The organism is Streptomyces sp. NA04227 (assembly GCF_013364195.1).
Taxonomy (GTDB): Bacteria; Actinomycetota; Actinomycetes; order Streptomycetales; family Streptomycetaceae; genus Streptomyces.
Window position 1 is genome coordinate 3,650,003 of the sequence record NZ_CP054918.1, and the last position, 20,685, is coordinate 3,670,687.

General features: G+C 69.8%; 15 protein-coding genes and 1 pseudogene. 10 read left to right on the forward strand and 6 right to left on the reverse strand.

The window, feature by feature from the left end:
* Positions 1-120 precede the first annotated feature (120 nt).
* Positions 121-495, forward strand: coding sequence for a helix-turn-helix domain-containing protein (locus tag HUT18_RS15545; protein WP_254878624.1), 375 nt, complete (start codon positions 121-123; stop codon positions 493-495).
* Positions 496-513: 18 nt separating this feature from the next.
* On the opposite strand, the gene HUT18_RS15550 is transcribed toward HUT18_RS15545, so the two are convergent.
* The 3 genes from HUT18_RS15550 to HUT18_RS15560 all read right to left on the reverse strand — a co-directional run bounded on the left by HUT18_RS15550 (position 514) and on the right by HUT18_RS15560 (position 6,586).
* Positions 514-1,074, reverse strand: coding sequence for a hypothetical protein (locus tag HUT18_RS15550; RefSeq protein ID WP_176101247.1), 561 nt, complete (start codon positions 1,072-1,074; stop codon positions 514-516).
* Entirely contained in the window at positions 1,071-2,327 is a 1,257-nt protein-coding gene (locus tag HUT18_RS15555) for a hypothetical protein (protein ID WP_176101248.1), read from the reverse strand. The genes HUT18_RS15550 and HUT18_RS15555 overlap by 4 nt, the downstream gene beginning before the upstream one ends.
* Positions 2,328-3,250: 923 nt before the next feature.
* Complete coding sequence (locus tag HUT18_RS15560) at positions 3,251-6,586, reverse strand: BTAD domain-containing putative transcriptional regulator (RefSeq protein WP_176101249.1); 3,336 nt, start codon at positions 6,584-6,586, stop codon at positions 3,251-3,253.
* Positions 6,587-6,947: 361 nt separating this feature from the next.
* On the opposite strand from HUT18_RS15560, the gene HUT18_RS15565 reads away from it, so the two are divergent.
* The 4 genes from HUT18_RS15565 (at position 6,948) to HUT18_RS15580 (ending at position 13,620) form a co-directional block, all read left to right on the forward strand.
* The gene (locus tag HUT18_RS15565; protein ID WP_254878625.1) at positions 6,948-9,650 is read left to right on the forward strand and encodes a tetratricopeptide repeat protein; all 2,703 of its coding nucleotides are present in this window, start codon (positions 6,948-6,950) and stop codon (positions 9,648-9,650) included.
* Between the two features lie 324 nt (positions 9,651-9,974).
* Entirely contained in the window at positions 9,975-10,679 is a 705-nt protein-coding gene (locus tag HUT18_RS15570; protein ID WP_176101250.1) for a TetR/AcrR family transcriptional regulator, read from the forward strand.
* Positions 10,676-11,719 carry a DUF2993 domain-containing protein gene (locus HUT18_RS15575; protein ID WP_176101251.1) on the forward strand — a complete coding sequence of 348 codons (1,044 nt, stop codon included), beginning with the start codon at positions 10,676-10,678 and terminating at the stop codon, positions 11,717-11,719. The genes HUT18_RS15570 and HUT18_RS15575 overlap by 4 nt, the downstream gene beginning before the upstream one ends.
* A 293-nt stretch (positions 11,720-12,012) precedes the next feature.
* Positions 12,013-13,620 carry a PQQ-binding-like beta-propeller repeat protein gene (locus tag HUT18_RS15580; RefSeq protein WP_176101252.1) on the forward strand — a complete coding sequence of 536 codons (1,608 nt, stop codon included), beginning with the start codon at positions 12,013-12,015 and terminating at the stop codon, positions 13,618-13,620.
* Between the two features lie 206 nt (positions 13,621-13,826).
* On the opposite strand, the gene HUT18_RS15585 is transcribed toward HUT18_RS15580, so the two are convergent.
* Positions 13,827-14,477: a TetR family transcriptional regulator gene (locus tag HUT18_RS15585; RefSeq protein WP_254879017.1), complete on the reverse strand. Its 651-nt coding sequence runs from the start codon at positions 14,475-14,477 to the stop codon at positions 13,827-13,829.
* Positions 14,478-14,834: 357 nt separating this feature from the next.
* Here HUT18_RS15585 and HUT18_RS15590 point away from each other — a divergent pair, with 357 nt between their 5' ends.
* The 4 genes from HUT18_RS15590 (at position 14,835) to HUT18_RS15605 (ending at position 18,595) form a co-directional block, all read left to right on the forward strand.
* Positions 14,835-16,010: an acyl-CoA dehydrogenase family protein gene (locus HUT18_RS15590; RefSeq protein WP_176101254.1), complete on the forward strand. Its 1,176-nt coding sequence runs from the start codon at positions 14,835-14,837 to the stop codon at positions 16,008-16,010.
* Positions 16,007-16,888, forward strand: coding sequence for a 3-hydroxybutyryl-CoA dehydrogenase (locus tag HUT18_RS15595; protein ID WP_176101255.1), 882 nt, complete (start codon positions 16,007-16,009; stop codon positions 16,886-16,888). Before HUT18_RS15590 ends, HUT18_RS15595 begins: the two co-directional genes overlap by 4 nt.
* 240 nt (positions 16,889-17,128) lie before the next feature.
* Positions 17,129-18,154: an EamA family transporter RarD gene (gene rarD, locus HUT18_RS15600; protein ID WP_176101256.1), complete on the forward strand. Its 1,026-nt coding sequence runs from the start codon at positions 17,129-17,131 to the stop codon at positions 18,152-18,154.
* Between the two features lie 75 nt (positions 18,155-18,229).
* Positions 18,230-18,595 carry a PH domain-containing protein gene (locus HUT18_RS15605; RefSeq protein ID WP_176101257.1) on the forward strand — a complete coding sequence of 122 codons (366 nt, stop codon included), beginning with the start codon at positions 18,230-18,232 and terminating at the stop codon, positions 18,593-18,595.
* 10 nt (positions 18,596-18,605) lie between these two features.
* Here HUT18_RS15605 and HUT18_RS33795 read toward each other — a convergent pair whose 3' ends face one another.
* Together HUT18_RS33795 and HUT18_RS15615 are read right to left on the reverse strand one after the other, a co-directional pair.
* Positions 18,606-18,953, reverse strand: coding sequence for a sterol desaturase family protein (locus tag HUT18_RS33795; RefSeq protein WP_254878626.1), 348 nt, complete (start codon positions 18,951-18,953; stop codon positions 18,606-18,608).
* On the reverse strand, positions 18,954-20,276 hold the full coding sequence (locus HUT18_RS15615; protein WP_176101258.1) for an RNA-guided endonuclease TnpB family protein: 1,323 nt from the start codon (positions 20,274-20,276) through the stop codon (positions 18,954-18,956).
* A gap of 14 nt (positions 20,277-20,290) precedes the next feature.
* Here HUT18_RS15615 and HUT18_RS15620 point away from each other — a divergent pair.
* Positions 20,291-20,395: pseudogene (locus tag HUT18_RS15620) on the forward strand (transposase); the annotation flags it as partial.
* Positions 20,396-20,685: the final 290 nt, after the last annotated feature.

Below are 20,685 nucleotides of genomic sequence, written 5' to 3' on the forward strand. Positions count from 1 at the left end.
GGAGGATGGGCGGGACAGCAGCGTCGGCGACAGGTACGGCTACCCACACGGCCACAGACGCACGCGCGGGCACAGACACAGAGACAGCCACACCAGGGCACGGGACGGAGGAGGACGACGGTGACAGTGAGCGACGAGCCTCAGCACAATGCGTGTACGGCGCCCGAGGCCGGGATCACACGCGTCTTCCAGCTCCTCGGCAAGCGCTGGACGGGACTGATCATCGCCGCGCTGATCAACGGCCCCGGCCACTTCGCGGAACTCCGCCGCGCCATCCCCGGCATCAGCGAACGCATGCTCTCCGACCGCCTCTCCGAACTCGCGGCCGCCCACCTGGTCAGCCGCGAGGTCGACGAGGGCCCCCCGCTCCGCGTCAGCTACCGCCTCACCGAGGCGGGCCAGGCCCTCAAGCCCGCCCTCACGGAACTGACGCATTGGGCGGACGCGCATCTGCCGGAGTCGGGGGCGGAGTGTCCCAAGGAGTTTCGGGGGTGAGGGGACGCACTCACCCCACTACGCCGACAACGTCACCGCAGGCGTGAGCCCCGTCACCCCACTCCCCGCCACCAGCCACCCGTGCACGCACGACAGCAGCAACGGATGGGGACGCTCACGCCACGCCGCCGAGGGGTCGGCCTCGGCCAAGGAGTACGGCAGCAGCCGCTCGACGGTCCTCCGCGACCCGTCCGCGCGCCGTCGCTCGCGTACGACCACAGCCCAGCCGTTCTCGCCGGGCGCCGCCGCGACCAGGCATCCCTGATATCGGTAGCTCAACTCCCTTGCTGTGAGGGTCGCTTGAGCCGCTGGGCGTACCTCGCTGACGTACACCACATCGGCGCAGGCGAGCAACGACCGCCGACCGCGCTCGGCGTCGACGGCCAGGTGGACGTCCGAGGCGCCCTGCCCACCGTCGCCCACCGAAGCCACGACCGCGACACCACCCAGCCGCGCCCCCACGGCGTTCCTCCCGCGATCAGCCCCGAACTCGCTGAACTCCGCGACCGCCGCGCGAAGCCGCTCCCCGCTCACCCCTCGCCCGAGCAGCCGCACCGTCACGAACTCCGCCCCGCTCATGCCGACATCAGTCCCCACGCCCCCGGGCCGTCCAGGCCGGGAGGGCCGGGGAGGCGGGGCGGGAGCGGTAAGGGGACGGTCTCGGGTTCGTAGGCGGGGCGGCCGAGGCCGAGCTGGGCGTACAGGACGTCGCGCATGCGGCGGTTGAACTCGCCCGGGTGGGAGGTGATCCGGGAGGCGATGGCGGCGTACTCCTCGCGCCGGTACTCCCGTGCGGCGAACCCCAGTTGCTCCTCCAGCGGATGTCCGGGGGAGAGGGTCGGTGCCGTCAGTGCCAGAGTCGCCGCAGGGGACGCCGGGTTGATCTCCTGCTGAGGCGAACTCGCCAGCAGGATGGGCGCGTTGGTCAGGGTCGCGTACGTGGTGACCGATCCGTGGTCGCCCAGTACGTAGTCGGCCGCGATGAGGACGCTGCGCCAGTCCGCCTCCGGGGGAACCACGGCGGTACCCCGTCGGGCGCTGAGGGAAAGCCAGCCCGCTACCTGCCAACGGCCGTGCCCTGCATAGACGTTGGGGTGGAGGAGCACGGCCGTACGGAAGCGGGTGGGGTCCAGTTCGGCGGCCAGCCGCGGCAGCAGGTTCTCGATGCGGCCGAACGACGAGTTCGGGCCCCAGGTGGACACGAACACCAGCAACTCCTGGTCCTCGTCCAGGCCGAGGGCCTCACGGTGGGCGGCGCGCCTGGGCAGTGCCGCCGCGATCCGGTCGTAGACGGGGTCGCCCACCACTCGTGCCACCGGCAGCGCCTCGGGGCAGCTCTGCGCGAGTTCGTGCAGGTCGGCCGCATGGGACACGACGAGCGCGGCGGGCAGGGTCCTCCCGTCCGGCATGATGTCCCGCCGCCGCAGCCCCGCGATGCCGTCCTCGTGGGGGCCGTACCCGGTCAGCCGCTTCACGTACGCGGCGCCGTGCGGGAGTGCGACCAGCGGCGCCTGTACCTCGTGTACGCCCCGGGGGCCCGCGGCGAGGGCCAGGTCGAACGGTCGGCGGGTGGCTTCGGCCCAGGGCAGTACCTCGATGCCCAACTCGGCCAGGAAGGCGGGTACTTGGCCGCCGAAGACATGCGGCGGGACGGTGAAGTGGGTCTGGATGCGGAAGTCGGTCTCGACGAGCTTGAGGACTTCAAGGAGGCGTTTCGCGTAGGTGACGGTGTGGGCGACGGCGAGGAGATGTTTCTGCCCGGAGAGGGTGTGCCAGGTGCGGTTCTTCCTCGCTCCCTCACCGGTCGGGGAACCAGACGCTGACGATGACATGGCCACGGTGTCCCTTCCGTTGGTGCAGCAGTCCAGCCGGTCGCGTCCTGGCGACGGCTGCCGTTGCGTTGCGCTTCGATGCGATTGCTGTACGCCGAAACTGTCTCCAGGCCCGTGCGCGAAGAGCCTGCGGGCACCTGTCAGCGGCTTGCACGGACCTTGCACAACGCTGCGACGGGCCGCCCACGCGCCCCCGGAGCCAGACGATCACGGGGTCGTTTCGGCGCGGTGACCTTCAGGCGTTCCGCTGCGAGTGGACGGCGACCTGCGGTACGCCGAGCTGCGACGACCCGTACGGCGTGGCCGCGTACGAGAGGTGATGGCGGCCCTGTCCGCGCATCGTGCAAGGCGCTTGCGGTGGGCGAATGCGCGCCGACCGGGCGCACGGGGGCGATCGGGCGCACTCAGGCGCGCGGGAGGGGGCGGAGAGGGGGCAGCCGGCGTGTGCGCGGATGTGTCCGGCCACGGCGACGAACGGACCGAAGCGCGCACGCGTCGCGGACCTCGCAGGGAGGGACGAGGAGCGAGGCGCCCGGGACAGGCGCCTCGCTTGGGCGTGGTCGCAGCGCGGCGACCACGGCGGAAAAGTCTCTCTGCGACGTTCCTACACGGTGAGCACGAGGTCGCCCTTTTCCAGCACCCCATTCGATCCCGGATACGTTTGCAGCGTTTCGCCCGATATTATCGTTCGCGTAGGCGGAAGCCCCGCAACCGTCGGCATGCAGAGAGATACGACAATCCAGGCCCCTGCCAGGCAGCTGGAAAGAACCGTGGCGACACACAGGGTGCGCATCACCGGGGCGCGCTTGTTCACTCAGTACTCCACTGGTCACGTCGTTGTGGCCATCGACGATATACCGCCGCTCACCTCTAGTGCATCTCAGGCCTTCGAGCGAGAATTCCCGGACGCAGGGCGACCAAGATCAGGAGCATTCTGAAGCCTTCGTACCCAGCGCCGCAAGCAGGGTTGCGATCCGCCCACGTTCTGTGCTCGATTCATCACCGATCAAGCCCAGAGCCTCCCTGAGGGTGGAATATGCCTCCGGCATATTTCCCATCGATTGATAGGTGCTGGCCAGCAACTCCCGCGCCCGGACACCTTCATCTCGATCCTGCGCCCGGTCCGCAAGCAAGATCGCCCGGTGCAGCTGGGAGCAGGCCGTCTCACCGTCCCCCAGGGCGAGCGCCGCCCGCCCGAGCCCGATGCGGGCGACCGTCTCTTCGTGAGCGGCGCCGATTTCAGCAGCCAGCTCCGCCGCGTCGCCGAATTGGTTCAACGCTTCACCGTGGCGCCCCAATGCGAGAAGAGCGGCACCGAGCCCGTTCACACAACTCGCCTGACTTTTCTGATCCCGGAGGCCACGGAAAACCGAGATGCTTTCACGAAAGACCGGCAGAGATCTGGCAGCCTCTCCAAAGTGCACAAGAACGTCGGCCAAGTTGGCATTCGCCGTCGCCACTTCCTGAGGGTTACCCGTTTCCTTCAGCAAAGGAATAGCTTCTTCAAGACAACGGCGCGCATCTTCCTTATTCTGCACATCGATGTACACAGCAGCCTGGTTACTCAGCACTCGACCCAGAAGCTTCACCTCACCGGCCACACGAAGCCTTCCGATCGCGGTGCCGACATAGTGGATGGCCTCATTGAAGTGGCCCAGATACTTATGGGTGATCCCGATGTTGTTATACATACGAGCAATGTCGACGCTGTCGTTCGTCGTCAGTTTTATGCGCAGTGCTGCTCTGTAGAGATCCAAGGCACTCTCATATGCCGCTTCATGCCACCGCACCACCCCAAGAACTCGCAGCGCCTCCCCCTCCGCCACCACGTCCCCCGCACCACGAGCGAGCCCCAGCCCCTCCTCCGCCGCCGACCAGGCCGCCCCGTACTGGCTGACCTGACTGAACGCGGCGGCGAGGCTGAGCAGGGAACGGCACAAGGAGGCGCTGTCCCGCACGGCACGCCAGTGAGTGACGGCCTGTGTGGCGAGGGTGCGTGCGTCACTGCCGTAGCCCTCGGCGTCGAGGAAACCGGCGAGGAAGCCGGCGAGTTGGGCGGCTGCCTCGGGGCGGCCGTGGTGACGCGCGTAGTCCACCATGTCGAGCAGCACGGACCGGGTGCTCTGGAACCAGGCGCGGGCGGCATCCGCTGTGGGACGAAAAGGCAGGTGGGCCGGCGGTTCCGGCGGCGCCGTGGCAGGAGCGAGGACGCGCGGATAGGCCAACCGATCGGCTCGGGCGGCGGCGCCCAGGAAGAACAGCAGGAGCCGGTCCATGGCCGCCTCGCGGTCCGCGTCACTGTCCTGCTGCTGAGCAAGCGAGCGCGCGAACTCCCCCAGCAGATCATGGTACTTGTAGTGATCTGCGGTGGTTTCGTGCAGAAGGTGGACGACCTGGAGGCCCTCCAGCAACGGTTCCGCGTCGGCCGGCGGCAGGCCCAGCAGTTCGGCCGCCGCCTCCAGAGCGAACTGTGGACCGGGATGCCAGGTCAGGCGACGGAAGGCTGCCTGTTCGGCGGGCGGCAACGTCACGTAGGACATCGCGAAGACACGCGAGACGTCCCGCTCCGCGTCGTGCAGCTCGCGCAGTCGGCCTGGAACGCGTTCCAGGCGCTCGCCGAGTGTCTCCAGGTTCCAGGCGGGGCGGGCGTGAAGCCGGTGCGCGGCCACCTCGATCGCGAGTGGCAAAAGGCCACACAGTCGGACGATTCTGGCAACTGCCGCCAGGTCCTGGGCCCGTTCGGTGCCGACGATGGAGCGGAACATGGTGATGCCGTCCTGCAAGCTGAGGGCCTTCAGCTGCACGGTCAGTGCCTGCGGGACCCCGCCGAGCATGCGGCGGCTGGTCACGATCACCGTCGAACCGGGGCTGCCGGGCAGCAGCGGGGCTATCTGCTCGTGGTCACGGGCATCGTCCAGTACCACCAGACAGCGGCGTTCGGCGAGCAATGTCCGCCACAGAGAGGCGAGTTCGGCCTGCGACTGCGGCACCGGATCGTCGGCGCCGCGCAGCATCCGGACCAGGCTGCCGAGCGCCTCGATGGGCGTCAGCGGAGACTGACTGCCCATGTGTGCCTGGAGGTTGAGGTAGAGGCTGCCGTCCGGGTGACCCGCGGCCAGGGCCCGCGCGGCATGTACGGCGAATGCGGATTTCCCCACCCCGGGGAGTCCGGAGATCAGCACGATGGGAAGAGCGTCCTCGCCCGCCGCCTCGGGCATCCGCGAGGTCACCCGCTCCAACTCCGCCTCGCGTCCGATCACACGGGCGTACGGCGGCAATGCCGAGGGAGCCGTCCCGCCCGTACGCACGGAGGCAGTGCGTGTCGGGGTACGAGCGCCCTCAACTGTCCCAACTTCATGGCCAGTTGCATGGTCCGCACGGGGACCCGGTGCTCGTCGGTCCATCGCGATAGTCGCACCCGGAACCCGACCCGCCTCGCTCAAGGGCGCCGCTCCCGCACCGGCACCCCGCCCGTGCCCTCGCACCACCTCCCCCACCAGCCCGCCGATCCGGTCCCCCCGAAGAATCTGCTGATGCAGCCGGGACAGCTCCGCCCCCGGGGACGCCCCGTGCCCCTTGTGCAGGGCCGCACGTACGCGCTGGAAGGCACGCATGGCCTCGGGGAAGCGGCCCGCGCCGTAGCAGGCCAGCATCAGGTGGGCGGCGATCTGCTCGTCGCAGGGGTCGCGGTGGCTCAGATCCGTCAGATCCGGGATCGGGTCGGTGAAGCGGCCGAGGCGCAGGTAGGCCGCGGACTGTGCCGTGACGGCGTCGACGTAGCGGGCGGTGAGGCGGCCGCGGACCTCGTCGGGCCAGGTGCCGTCGAGTCCGGCAAGGGGTTCATCACGCCATAACCGCCTTGCGCGGGAGAGGAGTTCGATCGCCTGTTCCTCGTCACCACCGGCGGTGGCCGTACGGGCGCGCGTGACGAGGTCCTTGAAGTCGTCGTGGTCGACCGAGAGCTTTCCTTTGTCCAGAACATAGGAATGCTGTCGGCTCGAGATGATTTCCGTGTCGTCGTCGCGCCGGTCGCCGTCCCGCAATTTGCCGCGTAAGCGTGAGACGTGGGAGAACAGCGCCTGCCGTGCCTGCTTGGGCGGATCTTCCGGCCAGAGCCGGCCAATCAAGGTCCCCACCGAAACCGGACGCCCGGATTCCAGCGCCAGGCTCGCCGCGAGTGTTTGTTCCTTGCCCGCACTAAGTTTCCGTGAGCCTCCGCCGACCTGTAGTTCGACGGACCCCAGCACCAGAAATCTCACTCGGCTTCCTCCCAGGCGATCCACTGTCAACTGATCAGGACGAACTGGGGAGTTGCACGTACAAGTACGCCGTACGGGTCGAGTCCGGCATCAATGAGCATGTCATGCGGTACATGCGGCCCACCAGATGGCGCCGACCCGCCCGTACATGCGCCGGGTACGTACGCAGTACCTACGCCGCCACTTATGCGGAATGCCGGACCAAATGCGTAGAGAGTTGGGCCGGAAACCCTCAATGGCCAGTAACGGATCTTCGGGACCGGCTGTTGAGGGAAGGAAACAACGAGCGAACACAGGCTCCGGTGTCGCACTGGCTCACGTCACTGCCCTCCGCCCGGAGCAGGCCGACCACGGGGGACGCATGGACGCGGTCACGCACTCACAGGTACGGGCCCTCGTGGCCCGGGCGGCTGGAGCGGTCCCGGACGGAGCCGGTCAACAGTCCCGTCAACAGACCGAGTTGTGGCGCCACACCGCGCACGGCGTACTGTCCGCCTTCCTCGGCACCGACACCCGCCCCGACCCCGGTGAGACCGGCGACCGCCCCCTCGCCGATGTCTGGCACCACGCCCTCGGCCACCCCGACGACCACGACGCCCAGAACGCCTGCGCCGCCGCGCTCCTCGCTCAGGCCCGCCGACGCCCCGAACTCATGGCCGCCCTGGTCTTCTTGACCTCCCCGGACGCGAGTCCCGTGGCCGGTGACGCCGCACCCGCTCCCTCCGTCACTCGACGAGGCCCGGCCGCCACTCCCCCGGCCTCCACCTCGTCTACCTCGTCCACCTCGTCCACCAACACGATCGACGGTGACTCCACCTTCTCCGGTCCGGTCGTCCAGGCGGGCCAAGTGCACGGACTGCACATCCACTCGGTCACCGTCAACGCTCCGGCGGCCGGTGGGAGTGGCGCACCTGAAGCCGCCACGTACGTCCCACCTCGCCAACTGCCCTCCGTGCCCCCGCACTTCACCGGCCGGGACGAGGACTTGGAGACGCTCTCCGAACTGCTGGCCGAACGCCGCCCGGGAGCACACCTGTTGGCCGTGATCAGCGGATCCGCCGGGATCGGGAAGACCACGCTCGCCTCCGCGTGGCTGCACTCGCTGCAGGAATCGGCGTTCCCCGACGGCCAGTTGTACGTCGACTTGCGCGGCCACTCGCCGGAGGAAGCCGCGACCCCCGCCGAAGCCCTGAGTCTGCTGCTGCGGGGCCTCGGTACCCGGTCCGTGCCCTCGGATCCGGAGGAACAGCTGGCCCTGTGGCGGTCGTTGACCAGCGGGCGCCGTCTCGCCATGCAGCTGGACAACGCGCTCACCGCGGCCCAGGTGCGGCCCCTGATACCGGCCGGGACGGACGGTCTGGTGGTCGTCACCAGCCGGCATCGGCTGACCGGTCTCGGCGTGGACGGGTTCCGGGTCCATGTGCTCGAACCGCTCGGGCCGCAGGCCGGGTACGCGCTGCTCGCGCGCATCATCGGGCCGCGGCGTGCCGAGCGGGAACACGAGGCGGCGCGTGAAGTGGTGGGACGGTGTGGGGGGTTACCGCTCGCGGTCTGTCTGGCCTCGGCGCGGCTCGCCGCCCGGCCACGGCAGCCGGTACGGGCGCTGGCCGAGGCTCTCGCCCACGACACCGGCCCCCTCGACGCCCTCCACGCAGAAGGAGTCCCCGCTGTGCGCAACGCGCTCAACGCCTCGTACGCCGCGCTCGGTTGGGAGACCGCGCTGCTCTACCGGCGCCTCGGGGTGCTCCCGACGCAGAGCTTCGGCGTGGGTCTCGCGGCGGCCGCCTGCGACATGCCGTACGGGGTGGCCGAGCAGCGGCTCGACGAGTTGGTCGAGGCCAGTCTGCTGGACGAGACCGGGCCCGATACGTACCGCTTCCACGATCTCGTACGGGCGCACGCCGCCGAGACCGCGCGCGGGAGCGAGCCGGAGGAGGTGCACACGACGGCGGTGCGGCGGGCCGCGGACTGGTATCTGGCCGCCGCCTCCGCCGCACAGCGCGTCCTCACTCCGGAACAGGCCGTACTGCCGCGCACATACCGGTACGAGCCCGCGGCCCCGCCGTCCTTCACCGGCCGCGCCGACGCGATGTCGTGGCTGGACGTCCACCGCCTCAACCTGATGGCCTGCGTACGGGACTCCGCCACCCGGTCCTGGCATGCAACGGCCTGGCAACTCGTCGATGCCATCTGGCCGTTGGTCCTCCACCTGCGCAACTACAGCCTGTGGATCGAGGCGCACGAGATCGGCCTGGCCGCGGCCCGCGCCGACGGTCTGCCCGCCGCCGTACGGCAGATGCTCGCCTCCGGGGCCATCGGCCTCAGCGCCGCCGGGCGCACCGAGGACGCCACCGTCTGGTACGGGGAGATGCTCACCGCGGCCCGCGCGGCGGGAGACGTACGCGATGCGGGGCAGGCCCTGCTCGGCCTCGGCGCCTGCTGCCACGAACGGGGCGAACGCACCGCCGCCGAGGCGCACTTGCGAGGGGCCATGGCGGACTGGCGTGCGTGCGGGTACGAGCGCGGCGTCGGCCTCGTACAGACGCTTCAGGGAGAGATCGCGCTGGCGAGCGGGGAGCCGGAGGCGGCCGTGGAGCTCCTCGGCCGGGCGGCGGCCTGTCTGGAGTCGGTGGCCGATCCGCACAACGTGGCCCGCGCACGGGCGCTGCGGGGGCGGGCGCTGGTCGTGGCGGGTGAGCACGAGCGCGGGTTCACCGAACTGCACGCGGCCCACGAGGTGTTCGCCGCCACGGGGGCCCTTCACTGGCGGGCGCGGACGCTGGAGATGCTCGGCGAGAGCAGCATCGAGCGCGGCCAACTCACGTCAGGACACGGGTACTTCACGCAGGCGGCCGCGCTGTATGCCACCACCAATCCGGCGGATGCGGAGAGGCTGCGGGGGCGTCTGTCGGATGCCGGGGACCCGAACGCTGGACACTCCGGCAACGGGAACCCGGACGCCGAGAACCAGGACCCCGAGGACCCGGACGCGGAGGACCCGGACGCGGAGGACCCGGACGCCGAGAACGGCGTGGGAGGGGCTACGGCGCCCGCCGGGGCGTGAAGGGGGAGCGCGCACGCTGCTCATCGCGTTCCGCCGCCTCGCTCAGTCGCTGCTGATGAAGAAGTCAGAAACGGGCTCGCGGAGTCCCGAAGGGCCCGCGCGGCTGGTGGAGGCAGGGGTGGCGGGGGCCCGGGGCAGGGGGCGCGGACCGGGCGGGAGACACTACGGTCGGTACGGCCGGTCCCTGTTCGCGCCGGATTTTACGGAGCGTGACCGACTTGTATCGCCCCGCGACAGGCTTGCAACGGGCGCGGCATACCGGGGACTGTGGACCACGCAGTCCATGAGGGACCATGTGGTCCGCCTCGCTCACAGGGAGTGTGCATGCCCCGACCGACGTCGGCGGAGCTCGACGCCGAGATCGTCGAGACCGCCGCCCGGCTCTTCACCGAGCGCGGATACCACGGCACGTCGGTGCAGGAGATCGCCAACCGCGTCGGCTACTCGAAGACAGGGCTCCTGCACCGCTTCCCCTCCAAGGAGCATCTGCTGCTCGCCTCGCTGCGCGAGCCGCTTGCCGAGCTCGCCGCCCTGCGCGCGCTGTGGACCGGACGGCCCGCGGGCCCCCGGCGCGCCGCACAGGCCGCCGTCGACCTCGTCGACCTGGCGCTGCGCTACCGCTCCCGGCTGAGCCTGCTCTTCGACGCCGGACTCCCGCTGCTGCCCGACCAGTTGGCCGCCCTCGGCATCGAGGGCCTGGGAGAGCACCGCGACGAGACCCTGGCCGCCCTCCGTCACGGCCGCCACGGCCTGGAGTCCGAACTGCGGGCGCAGATGGCCATTTCGGGACTCATGCACACCCTCGCGGGACGGCACCGGGACACCCCGGCCGACACCCTGCGGGAGCCGCTGCTCGCGGCCTTCATGGACGTGTGCCGGATCGACGCGCGGTATCGACAGAATGACGTCCGCAACGGCAGGCGGACCGAGAACCACAACGAGAACCAGAACGCGATCCACAGCGTGAACCACAGCGAGAACCACAGCGACATCGCGAACGACATCGAAGCGGGGAGCAGGACGTCGTGACGAACACGGGAGGCGCTGAGCGCACGGAGCGCGCAGAGCACACGGAGCGGGCTGAGCAGATAGAACCGACGGAGCACGCAGATCCGGCGGAGCACGCAGATCCGGCGGACGGCACCGACAGCACCGACAGCACCGACAGCACCGACAGCACCGACAGCAGCAAGGACGGTGTGGTCGGTGGGGAATCCACCGACCGTGCGGAGGGCGAGGAGCAGCCGGAGGGTGACAAGCCCGCGGGCCGCGTCGACAGTGAGAAGCGTGCAGGACGTACGGGGCGTTCGGGGGCGGGGCGTCTGCGGGCGGCGGTGTCGCGTACGTCGTGGCCGGTGCGGATCGCCGTCGGGGTCACGGCACTTGTGGTGGTCGCGGCGGGGGCGGACGCCTTCGTCGCGTACCGGGTCGAGAACTCGATCGCCGAGGCCTTCCAGGAGTCCCAGTCGCTGCCCTCGGCCCCCTCGGTGACCGTGCACGGCACCCCGGTACTCACCCAGGTCGCCTCGGGCACTCTGGACCGGGTCGACATCACGGCCCACGACATCCCGTCCGGGAAGGGCGGGCCGCGGGTGCCGATCACCACGCTGCGGATCGAACTGGACGAGCTGCGACGCGGGGGCGACGCGGACGAGGCGCATGCCCGCAGCGCCAAGGCCGAGGCGTTCCTCGACTACGAGGACCTGTCCGAGGCGCTCGGCTTCCGGGTCGGCCCGGCCAAGGCGGGCGCCAACGGCCACCCCCGGATCCTGGCGAGCACCGACATGCCCTTGCTGGGCGCGGTCTCCGTGAGCGCGGAGGTGACGAAGTCCTCGGCGCACTCGATCGCCTTCCGCTCGCCGAAGGTCGAGTCCGGCGAACTCCCGCCTTCCGCCCAGGGTTTGGTGACCGCCGCACTCACCCGGGAGATCCAACTCCACGGCGTGCCCGACGACATGCATCTCGACCGCGTCCGTACGACGGGCGAGGGCGTCAGCGCGGACTTCTCCGGCAAGGACGTGACCTTCCGGGCCGAGAAGAAGGCCGGGGCCGAGGGGACCCGCGGCTGAGGGAACCCGGGGCTGAGGGAACCCGAGGTAGGGGCGCCGTACCAGCCGGTGAGACGCCCGTAGGGCCGCTGCGGGTGGCCCGATAGCCTTTCGGCGCACCTGTCCACCGCACGCAACGTCCAACACAGCGTTTGCCACAGGCAGTTCACTGCTGACCGTTGACCACCGGCAGTCCACCTCCACCACCACATTCACCTTCACATCGCGGCATCACGGGGGATTCGGCGATGACACACCCTTCCGAGCAGAATCGGCCTTCGGGTACGGAACCTTGGTACGACACTCCGCCACCGGTGTCGCCTTCCGCCAACCTCAACCCCTATGCACAGGCGTCCGGTTCGCCGCAGCCGCCGCCAACTCAGGTGGTTCCCATTGGGGTTGCCGGTGGGGGCGGCAACGGCAACGGCAACGGCAACGGCAGGCAGGGTGCACCCCGGGGCAGGCTGATCACCTTGCTGGCAGGGGCGGTTGCCGTACTGGTGCTGCTGGGCGTCGGCGGATACGTACTGTCCGGGGGCGACGACGACAAGGAGCCCGGGCGACCGTCGGCGGGGGACAGTGCGCCCGGGCCGAGCTCGTCCGAGGGCGGCGACGGGGCGAAGGACAAGAACAGGGATGACGAGGACGGCAAGGGCGAGGAACGGAAGAAGCCCGACCTGAACGCGGGCAGCCGTCCCGGCGACGCCACCGCCTGGGCCGCGTGGAACCCGGACAACTCCCTTCCCGGCGAGAGCACTTTGCTGAACGACCTGTGGGTGGTGGGCGACACCTACGTACAGGCCGTGCACAAGGAGGTCGTGGCGTACCGGGCGTCCGACGGCAGGAAGGTGTGGAGTGTGCCGCTGCCCGGGCCGGTGTGCGACACCCCGGTGAATCCGACGCCGGACGGCAAGGTCGTCGTCGCGTACACCAACGGGAAGCAGCGGCCCGCGACGCGGTGCAACCAGCTCCGTCTGATCGATCTGAAGACCGGAACCGCGGGCTGGCGCAAGCCACTTGGCGAGGCCGACGACCTGATCATCACCCATCTCGCGATCAGCGGCGGGACGGTCGCGGTGAGCGCGGGCTCGTCGTCGACGGCGTACCGGGTCGAGGACGGCGAGCGGTTGTTCACCACGGGCCGGGACACTTCGGGCAAGGCCACGGGCGGCAAGGGCACTCTGACCTGTGTCCCGGACGACGTGGCAGGCGGCGCCCGGCTTCTCCAGGTAGACGTGTGTTCCGGGCAGGGAAGCCCGGTGCGCGGGGGCCTGCGGGAGCTGGACCCGCGGTCCGGCGAGGTCAGGTGGCGGTACCGGTCCGAGGGGGCCTGGAAGATCGACAAGGTGGTCTCGGTCGAGCCGCTTGTACTGATCGAGACCGAGGCGAAGAACGTCCTGCGCTGGCGGGTGATCGCACTCGACGCGAAGGGTGAGCGGCGTTCGGTGCCCGACCTGGCCCGTATCGCCAAGCACGACTTCAGGGCGTGCGGGGGCAGTGGTGACGCGGGCGAGGGGGTGCAGAACTGCCCGGGCACGGCCGTGGACGCGAACACCCTGGCCCTCGCCCAGGACAACAAGCTCGCCGTCTTCGACCTCGACTCGGGGAAGATGCGCTGGGGCACCCAGTGGAACGACGGCAACGCCATGGTCCCGCTGCTCCTCACCGGCGGCAGGGTCACCGTCTACCAGGCCGCGACCCTCTCGAAGCCGGGCCGGACGGTCGAGTTCGGGCCGAAGGGCGGGGAGCCGAAGGTGCTGCTGCGGCATCCCTCGGGCGCCGCGGAGACGGAGTACGCCACGCTGGCGGGACGCGTGCTGTACGAGCGGGGGCGGCTGGTGCTCGCCCCCACGACGCTGGACGGGAGCGACCGGGAGCTCAAGGCCCGGCTGATCTCCTTCGCAGGGGCGCCCGCCGCCTGAGGTCAGCGGGCGGGGTTCGGGCGCCTGTCCTGTGGGGCGCCTCGGTCGCCCGTTTCCCCTTCGGCAAGGGGTATCAGCACGCCCTGGTGCTCCAGTCGGACAGTGCGATCTTGCGGGGAACCGGCTGAGGGACGAGGAAGGTGGCACGGAGTCCCCTCTTACCTGACACTCAGTGCCACCACTCAGCCGAGTAGGGCATGCGAGACCTACACCCGCCCCTCATCCCGCCACTCCTCCTCCAGCCGCTGCACCACCTGCCACATCGGCGTATTGCGGCGGGCGACGAGGACGACCGTCTCGCCGGTGTCGGACCAGGTGCGGTGGGCCAGGTCGAGTGCCGGGTCGACGCTGGCGGCCGCGTCCCCGCGTGCGCCGGAGCGGAGCCAGGCGCGCAGCCCGTAGTTGTGCGCCGCGACGACCGAGGCGGCGATGGTGTACGCGCGGGCGCCGCCGTCCGGGAGGTTGGCGAAGCGACGCTGGAGGTAGGCGGTGAGGGCGCGTTCGTAGCGCCAGACCACGGAGATCTCGTAGGCCTTGAGGGCGGGCACCTTGCGGGTCAGTGCGTAGCGCTTCACCGAGAAGTCGGCGTTCTCCGCGTACATCCGCATCACCAGACGGGCGGCCCCGCAGGCCCGGCCGACGGGGTCCGGGTCCCGGTCGCCCTCGTCCAGGTACGCGACCATGTCGGCCAGCGCCCGCTCGTGATCGGGGAAGACGACCTCCTCCTTGGCCGGGAAGTACCGGAAGAAGGAGCGGCGGCCGACACCGGCTCGGCGCACGATGTCGTCGATCGTGGTGCCGTCGTAGCCGCGCTCGGCGAAGAGTTCGAAGGCGGCGGCGATCAAGAGCTCCCGGATCGGCACCTTCTCCTGCTCGTTCTCGTCCTTGCGGTCGTCGGCTCCCCGCTCCCCGGCCTTGCCCTGATCGCCCGCGCGCTGCTCACTCATGCGACGAACGTACCCCGGCGGCCGGGGCCGCCCGCCGCCACGGCCCGCTGCCGTCCGGCCACCGCCCCGGAGCACCCCGTTCCCGGGAGCGTCATGCATCGGCCCTACTCAGTAGTGGCACTCAACGTGCATAATCGAGGGAACTGAGTGCCATCGAGTGTCAGGGGTTCCCGTCCGCAGACCGGGTGCCATGGGCTCGACCAGGCCGCACACGTCCTGCGAAGCGCCCTGAGGGACGCCCCACAGACGCCCACGGAGAGGTGGACCATGTCAGGCAACCCGGCTTTTGATCTGTACCGGCCGTCGGAGGAGCACGAGATGCTTCGGGAGACGGTGCGTGCGCTGGCCGAGGCGAAGATCGCGCCGTTCGCGACCGAGGTCGACGAGGAGGGCCGTTTCCCGCAGGAGGCCCTGGACGCGTTGCTGGGTGCGGATCTGCACGCGGTGCATGTTCCGGAGTCGTACGGCGGTGCGGGTGCGGACGCGCTCGCGACGGTGATCGTGATCGAGGAGGTCGCGCGGGTGTGCGGCTCTTCGTCGTTGATCCCGGCGGTGAACAAGCTGGGTTCGATGCCGGTGGTGCTCTCCGGTGGTGAGGAGATCAAGCAGAAGTACCTCGGTGCGCTGGCGCGTGGTGAGGGCATGTTCTCGTACTGCCTGTCCGAGCCCGAGGCCGGATCGGATGCCGCGGGGATGAAGACCAAGGCCGTCCGTGACGGGGACACCTGGGTGCTCAATGGTGTGAAGCGGTGGATCACCAATGCCGGGGTGAGTGATTTCTACACGGTGATGGCGGTCACCGATCCGGAGAAGCGCTCGAAGGGGATCTCCGCGTTCGTGGTGGAGAAGGGCGATGAGGGTGTGTCCTTCGGTGCGCCGGAGAAGAAGCTGGGCATCAAGGGCTCGCCCACGCGTGAGGTGTACTTCGACAATGTGCGGATTCCGGCGGACCGGATCATCGGTGCGGAGGGCACGGGTTTCGCGACCGCGATGCGCACGCTGGACCACACCCGGGTGACGATCGCGGCGCAGGCGGTGGGTATCGCGCAGGGCGCGCTGGACTACGCCAAGGAGTATGTCCGCGAGCGGAAGCAGTTCGGCAAGCCGATCGGGGACTTCCAGGGCGTGCAGTTCATGCTCGCCGACATGGCGATGAAGCTGGAAGCGGCCCGTCAGCTGACCTACGCGGCGGCGGCGAAGTCCGAGCGTGAGGACAGTGACCTGACCTTCCACGGGGCGGCGGCGAAGTGCTTCGCCTCCGATATCGCGATGGAGGTGACCATCGACGCGATCCAGTTGCTGGGTGGTTACGGCTACACGCGGGAGTACCCGGTCGAGCGGATGATGCGTGACGCGAAGATCACGCAGATCTACGAGGGCACCAACCAGGTCCAGCGCATCGTCATGGCCCGCAACCTGCCCGGCATGGACGGCCGTCGATGAGCGCGCCGGATGCCACGGGCATCGACCGCGTGGGCGTCGTGGGCTGTGGGCTCATGGGCTCGGGCATCGCCGAGGTCAGCGCCCGCGCCGGTCTCGACACCCTGGTCTACGAGGTGAGCGACCAGGCCCTGGACGCCGGCCGCGGCCGCATCCAGGACTCCCTGGACCGTGCCGTCAAACGCGGCAAGATCGACGAGGCCGAGCGGGACGCCGCACTGGCCGCGCTCCGCTTCACCACCGATCTGGACGAGTTCGCCGACCGCGACCTCGCCATCGAGGCGGCCCCGGAGGACGAGGCGCTCAAGGTGCGCGTCTTCGGCACCCTGGACCGCGTCATGACCAGCCCGGACGCGCTGCTCACCTCCAACACCTCGGCCATCCCGATCGCCAAGCTGGGCGCGGCCACCACCCGCCCCGCCCAGGTGATGGGCCTGCACTTCTTCAACCCGGTGCCGGTGCTCGACCTGGTCGAGCTGGTCCCGTCCCTGGTGACCTCCACCAGGGCACAGGAGCGGGTACGCGCCTTCGCCGAGGGTCCGCTGGCCCGCAAGGTGATCGTGTCCCAGGACCGCGCAGGCTTCGTGGTGAACGCCCTGCTCATCCCGTACATCCTGGCCGCGGTCCGGATGCACGAGTCCGGGTTCGCCGCCCCCGAGGACATCGACGACGGCATGGTGCGCGGCTGCGCGCACCCGATGGGTCCGCTCGCGCTCGCCGACCACATCGGCCTCGACACCACGCTCGCCGTGGCCGAGTCCCTGTACGCGGAGTTCAAGGAGCCGCTCTACGCCCCGCCGCCGCTGCTCTCCCGCATGGTCCAGGCGGGCCTGCTCGGCCGCAAGACGGGCCGGGGCTTCTACGAGCACCAGGGGCGCTGACCCGCCCCACGGGCACCCGCCCCACGGCCACCGCACACGACGCCCGTACGACTGTCCGTACGGGCGTCGTCGCGTTTGCCCGCACCACCGTCGTTAGCCCGTACCACCCACGTCGCCCGTACCACCGTCATGACCGTATGCCGATACGCCCATGACAGAAGCCCCTCCTCCGGTTACCTTCGATCCGGTGTGCGTGTGCCGATCCGGCGTGCGTGCGCGCACCGGATCCGAGGAGGGGCTGTGCGGGCGAGGAACGAGCAGCGCGTGGGTCTCGTCAACGGCTTTGCGGCGTACGGGCTCTGGGGGCTCGTGCCGCTGTTCTGGCCGCTGCTCGAACCGGCCGGATCGGTCGAGATCCTCGCGCACCGGATGGTCTGGTCGCTGGTCGTGGTGGGCGGCGCCCTGCTGGTCCTGCGGCGCTGGGCCTGGGCGGGGCAACTGCTGCGGCAGCCGCGCCGGCTGGCGCTGATGTCGCTCGCCGGGACCGTCATCAGCGTCAACTGGGGCCTGTACATCTGGTCCGTGAACAGCGGGCACGTGGTGGAGGCCTCGCTCGGCTACTTCATCAACCCGCTGGTGACCATCGCGCTGGGCGTCCTGGTGCTCGGCGAGCGGCTGCGCCGCGCTCAGTGGGCGGCGGTCGGCGTCGCCCTGGCCGCCGTCCTCGTACTGACCGTCGGCTACGGCCGTCCGCCCTGGATCTCGCTCACCCTGGCCTGCTCCTTCGCCGGGTACGGGCTGATCAAGAAGAAGGTGGGCCTCGGCGGTCTGGAGTCGCTCGCCGCCGAGACCGCGGTGCAGTTCCTGCCCGCCCTGGTCTTTCTGCTCTGGCTCGGCTCCCGGGGCGAGTCCACCTTCGCCACCGAGGGCGTCGGCCACGCCGCGCTGCTCGCCTCGGCGGGTGTGGTCACCGCGATACCCCTGGTCTGCTTCGGCGCCGCCGCGATCCGGGTCCCGCTGTCCACGCTGGGCCTGCTGCAGTATCTGGCGCCGGTCTTCCAGTTCCTGCTCGGCGTCTTCTACTTCCACGAGGCCATGCCCGCCGAACGCTGGGCGGGCTTCGCCCTGGTCTGGCTGGCCCTGATGCTCCTGACCTGGGACGCCCTGCGCAACGCCCACCGCACCCGGGCCGCGGCGGAAATCCTGGCCGTCGAACTCGCCCACCGCGCTTCCGCCACCGCCTCCGGCACGCCTGAAGCCGCGTCCGCGTGCCCGCCCCAGGCAACCGACCCGCCCGCGACCGCGTCCTCCGTCACAGGAACCTGACCTGGCCGGACCGCGAACGGACCGGCCCCGAAGGTTCCCACCGCACCACCTCTTCGCACCTTGGGGGCTTCAGGAATGGGACTGTTCGGCAACGCGCACACGGTGGACCCGTCGAAGGCCGCGCAGGAGTACGGCCGGCTGCTCGGCCAGGGCGAGCAGATCTACGGCGCGTACCAACTGATCCGCGACATCATGCTGTTCACCGACCGCCGCCTGATCCTCGTCGACAAGCAGGGCCTCACCGGCAAGAAGGTCGAGTACCACTCGGTGCCGTACCGGTCGATCGTCCACTTCTCGGTGGAGACCGCGGGCCACTTCGACCTCGACGCGGAGCTGAAGATCTGGCTCTCCGGCACCCCCGCCCCGATCGAGAAGACCTTCACCAAGGGCGTGAACATCTACGAGGTGCAGGCGATCCTCAGTCAGTTCGTGGCGCGGTAGGCCGGAGCGCTCACGCCGCCTGCTTCCGCGGGGCCGGACGGGACGGCTCGCGGCACTGCTCGGGGCATCGCTCCGCGGGCTGCCAGCCGGGCGGTGCGAAGACGTAGCCGAGCTTGTCCCGGAAGCGGTCGGCGCCGCGGACGTCGCGCACCATGTTCCCGTACTCGTGGTACTGGAGCCTGACCAGGTTGTAGGTGCCCACCGGTGTGGTGAGCCCGTACTTCGGCGTGTGCGACTCCTCCTGGAAGGTGCCGAACACGCGGTCCCAGACGATGAGGATGCCGCCGTAGTTCTTGTGTGCGTGAAGAACTGTTGAAGTGCTCTCCGCCCTTCGCACGCTCAGGAAGGAGATTCCCACCTACCTTGCGGTGGCGGGCTTGACGCGTCGTGCGCGCCTGGCGACTGCTCTTCCAGCAGCCGGGACGACCACCACGTGGCCGATCCGGTACAGGTGCAAGATGTTCCGGGCCCCGTTCCAGTCGGCGTTGCCCGACCATCCGCAGTCCGGATTCTTGCAGACGAATCTGGCCTGCGTCTCGCGGCTGCCGGGCGTGATGAAGCCGCACGCATGGCAGCGGCGCGAGGTGTTCGCAGCGGGGACCTTGACCAACTCGCCTCCGTACCGAGCGAGCTTGTACGTCAGCATCGTGACCGTGCGGCCCCACGCCTCCTGAGTGATGGAGCGGTTCAGACCAGCCTTGGCCTTGACGTTGGTACCCGGCTCTTCGACAGTGCCCCGAGCGGATTTGACCATGCTCGTGATGTTGAGCTGTTCCACCACGATCACGCCGTAGGTGCGGGCGAGGTAGGTCGTGGTCTGGTGCTGCCAGTCGAGTGCTCGTCGCGTGGCTGTTGCTCGGAGCCGCTTGATCTGGTCGTAGGTGTGCTGCAAGCGCCGGGAGGACTTCTCTCTCGGCTTGCGGAAACTCTTGCGGTGCGCGGCATCCCGCTCCAGGCGTAGGAGCTTGGCCTTCTCCTTCGGCGTCAGCCACTTGTCCCGGTCGGACGTGCCGTCCGGGAGCCGGGGCGGGCGGCTGTGGTCCTGGTGATCCCCGTTGGACAGGGCGAGCGGGATGTTCACCCCGGCGTCGATGCCGACTTGCGGCCCCTGGTGGGGCTCGGGCGCGGCTTCGAGGGTCTGGACGCGGAAGGAGATGTGCCAGCCCAGCGCGTCCTTGACGAGCCGGGCACCGGTGATCCGGTTCTCCTTGTTCGCCCGCTTGCCGACGGGGAGATCCTTGGTCCAGCGGAAGCGGACGCGGCCCAGCTTGGGAATGTTGACCATGCCCCACCGGCGGTGCACGCGGATGATGTTCAGGTCCCGGCCCTGCGGCACATCGATGGACATGGCCGTGCGGAAGCGGGCCTTGAAGTTGGGGTCGCCGGCACGGCCGTCCCAGCAGTTCTTCCAGGATTGGAAGTAGGTCTTCAAGACGGCCTGCGCGGCTTGCGCGGGGAGTACGGCCAGCCAGTCGATGTCCTTGCGTGCCTGCCGTATCGCGGCGTCCGCAGCGGCCAGGGACCGCTTGTCCTTCGGCAGCATCGTCCACCAGTGGTGGAGGAGGTTCCACATCGTGCGGGCCGCGTGCGCCTGAGCGTCAAGCGTCAGCACCTCGGCAGGCGAAAGCGCGAGCCGGGCGCGATGCCCGAACTGCCGCTTGACCGTGGCGGGGTGACTCACGATCGAGAGCGTAACGCGGACACTTCTGGTCCGGTTCCTACTTCGCCGGAAGCTGCGGTGGGGCACCACTCACCGCGGTCCAGCAGTACATCGAGCGGCAGCAGCGCCCTGCAAGCTGAGGTGACCACTGCAGACTCGTACCCATGGCGCGAGTCAGAGCAGTCTTGAGATGCGCTTCACCTCCGCTCTGAAGGGCGGAGCACCGCGCAAGATCAGAGGTAGATCAGGTTGAAGGCGAAAGCAACGTAGAGAGTCGGTGGCTGCGCCACCCCGACCAGGACGCCGCGGCGATGAGCGCGCGCAGCGGCCGCCTGATCGTGGCCCTGCTCACCGCGGCCCACGGACACGACACGAGGGCCGCACACGGACACGGCGTGATTTGAGGGCGCCGAGGTCACGCCGCGGAACC

Coding starts and splice junctions, on each gene's coding strand:
- HUT18_RS15550 (WP_176101247.1), bottom strand. CDS start 1,074: ATGAGCGGGGCGGAGTTCGTGACGGTGCGGCTGCTCGGGCGAGGGGTG.
- HUT18_RS15555 (WP_176101248.1), bottom strand. CDS start 2,327: ATGTCATCGTCAGCGTCTGGTTCCCCGACCGGTGAGGGAGCGAGGAAG.
- HUT18_RS15565 (WP_254878625.1), top strand. CDS start 6,948: ATGGACGCGGTCACGCACTCACAGGTACGGGCCCTCGTGGCCCGGGCG.
- HUT18_RS15570 (WP_176101250.1), top strand. CDS start 9,975: ATGCCCCGACCGACGTCGGCGGAGCTCGACGCCGAGATCGTCGAGACC.
- HUT18_RS15590 (WP_176101254.1), top strand. CDS start 14,835: ATGTCAGGCAACCCGGCTTTTGATCTGTACCGGCCGTCGGAGGAGCAC.
- HUT18_RS15595 (WP_176101255.1), top strand. CDS start 16,007: ATGAGCGCGCCGGATGCCACGGGCATCGACCGCGTGGGCGTCGTGGGC.
- HUT18_RS15605 (WP_176101257.1), top strand. CDS start 18,230: ATGGGACTGTTCGGCAACGCGCACACGGTGGACCCGTCGAAGGCCGCG.